The sequence below is a fragment of the uncultured Campylobacter sp. genome (assembly GCF_938030815.1).
Taxonomy (GTDB): Bacteria; Campylobacterota; Campylobacteria; order Campylobacterales; family Campylobacteraceae; genus Campylobacter_B.
The window spans coordinates 1-2,226 of sequence record NZ_CALHII010000271.1 but is presented as its reverse complement, the minus strand read 5'-3'; the positions used below and the strand labels follow the sequence as shown (position 1 = coordinate 2,226).

At 47.5% G+C, this 2,226-nt stretch carries 1 protein-coding gene; it reads right to left on the bottom strand.

Annotated elements, in window-relative coordinates:
- Window positions 1-714: 714 nt before the first annotated feature.
- Window positions 715-1,950 (bottom strand): hypothetical protein, encoded by a 1,236-nt coding sequence (locus Q0277_RS10010; RefSeq protein WP_297997685.1) that lies wholly within the window; start codon window positions 1,948-1,950, stop codon window positions 715-717.
- Window positions 1,951-2,226 lie beyond the last annotated feature (276 nt).

Here is a 2,226-nt window from a genome sequence, read left to right as displayed (position 1 = left end):
AAAAACACCTCTCATGACCGCTCCTTTTATCTAAATTTTAAATCGCGTCTACCGCTTTATATCCTCGCTCGAAAGAACTCTCTCGCCTTCGTAAATTTTCTCATAGCGGCTTAGCTTGCCCTCTTTGAAATAGCCGATGAAATAGCTCGCCGATCTTTCGGCCTGCTCTTGCGAAATTTCATCGTAGAGATAGACTGGCCCCTTTGATTTTTGTTTGTGCAGGCACGAACAGCTGCGAAAATAGCGCTTTTTGATTTTAAAATTTTGCGCCTCGCCGCCTTGCTCGTCTGCGCGCTTTATTGCGCTTATTTCGCTACTTTGCTTGTCTGCGGGCGTTTGATCATCTCTCCCGCCGCCCTACATCGTCTGTTTTTGTCCGCTCGCCGCGCCGTGATCTTGCGCCTCTACGGCGGTAAAACAGATACTTGCTGAAATTAAAGCCGAAATAGCCGCTCTTGTCGCTTTAAGTAAAACCATTTTTCAACCTTTCCTTTTGCCGCCGCTGCATGCGGAGCTGCTGCGGCGTAGGATTTAAATTTTAAAATTTACGCGGCGTACGAATACCTCTGCGCTAGCTAAATTTAACCGCATAGCTCGCGCGGCGCTCGTTAAATTTAAACGCGTCGCCGCGACGATAAAATTTAACCGCAGCGCTCGCGCAAGGACGCGCAGATAAAATTTAGCCGCGAAATTTTACCGACGCATCTTCAAACGCTACTTTATCTTTTTATATTTCCACGTCTTTTCCGTTACGAGCTCGGATTTGCCGTCTTTAAGCTTAAATTCCTTAAAGCTCGTTATCGCGTAGATACTAGGCATCTCAAACATCATCAGCGCGGCTCCGTGCCCCACGCTGTCCGACGGGATTTGGGTATCGTAAGTAGCCTCCGAGCGCCCGGTTTGCACCCATTTGCCGCTCGCGTCAAGCTTGTAGATATCCATCGCCGTATTGCTGCCGCGCTCGTCGTAGCTATAGACGTATTTGTTGCTGCTGGAATTTGATTCGTAGCTTTGCTCAAGCGGGCGCTCGCCCGATTTATCGTAAATTTCGCCGTTTGAGTAGCTTTTGACCCAATCTTTAAGTTGTTCGTCCCACAGATACGAGGTTATATTAAAATCCGTCCCCTTCTTGATAACGGTCTGTTTGCTCATATTATCCCACGCACCCTTCTCGTCGTTCCAAATGAAGCTTGTAACGATCCCCTCGCCCTTCGCGGCATCAAGCTCGTGCTTGCTCATCGTCGCGTTTTGCCACGCGCCGTTTTGAAAAGTACTGCGGATCTGCTCGTAGCTGCCGTTTCGATCGCCGTTAAGCATCTCTCGCTCGCTGTTTTGCCATGCGCCGTTTACAAACTCGTAGCTCACGTATCCGCTCATCTGCCCTGCGGCGTCGTAGAAAATTTCGGTCTTATCTTTGGGCTGCCAGCTCTTGCCGTCCCATTTGAAGCTTATCGTAAGCTCCTCCTTATCCCACGCGTTTTTTACGGATCTGTTCATGCTGTCTTTTTGCCATTTGCCCTTTACAAACTTATATCGCACGTCCTGCGTCGCGTTACCGTCGTAGCTGGAGACGGTTTTGCTCGCATTGCGCGTGCCGTCATCCGCTATCGAATTGCTCTCGCGCGTCGTGACATTATCCTTTACGCTTTCCGTGTAATCTTCTATTTTTTTCCACTTGCCGCTTTTAAGATCTAGGTTAAATACTTCAAATTTAACCATATCCCCCTTTTCGTCAAAGTAGCTGATCTCTTTGTAGCTAGAGCCTAGGCCGTCCGAGGAGTTCGTATCTCTTATCTGCTCCAGCTTGCGCGCCGCCGCATCGTAGCTTAGATGCGTGCTTTCCTTGCGCCCTCCGAGTGAGCCGTAGCTCATACTTTGCACCATATACTCATACTCCTTGGCAAACGCCGCCGCACAGAGCAGCGCAAGTATCGTAGCGAGCTTTTTCATCCTCTCTCCTTGGAAAAAATTTTGATAATTATATAATGTTCGTATACAAAAACAGATAAAATTTCGCCGTGCGGCTAAATTTAAAAAACTCGATTTTTAGGCGGTAGCGGTGGAATTTTACGTCGCCAAACGGCTGGAATTTTAGCAATATTTGATCTGATTTTGTGTTAGTTGTCGATAGAATTTATGCTAAATAGAATTGCGTGCGAGCTTCTGCTAAATTTTAAACAGATCTAGAGCTGATTTATATCAAAGCTTTACTGCGTGCCGTTAGCG

Bases quoted from the DNA above. Each gene is read 5' to 3' on its own strand.
- Q0277_RS10010 (WP_297997685.1), bottom strand. From the start codon at position 1,950: ATGAAAAAGCTCGCTACGATACTTGCGCTGCTCTGTGCGGCGGCGTTT.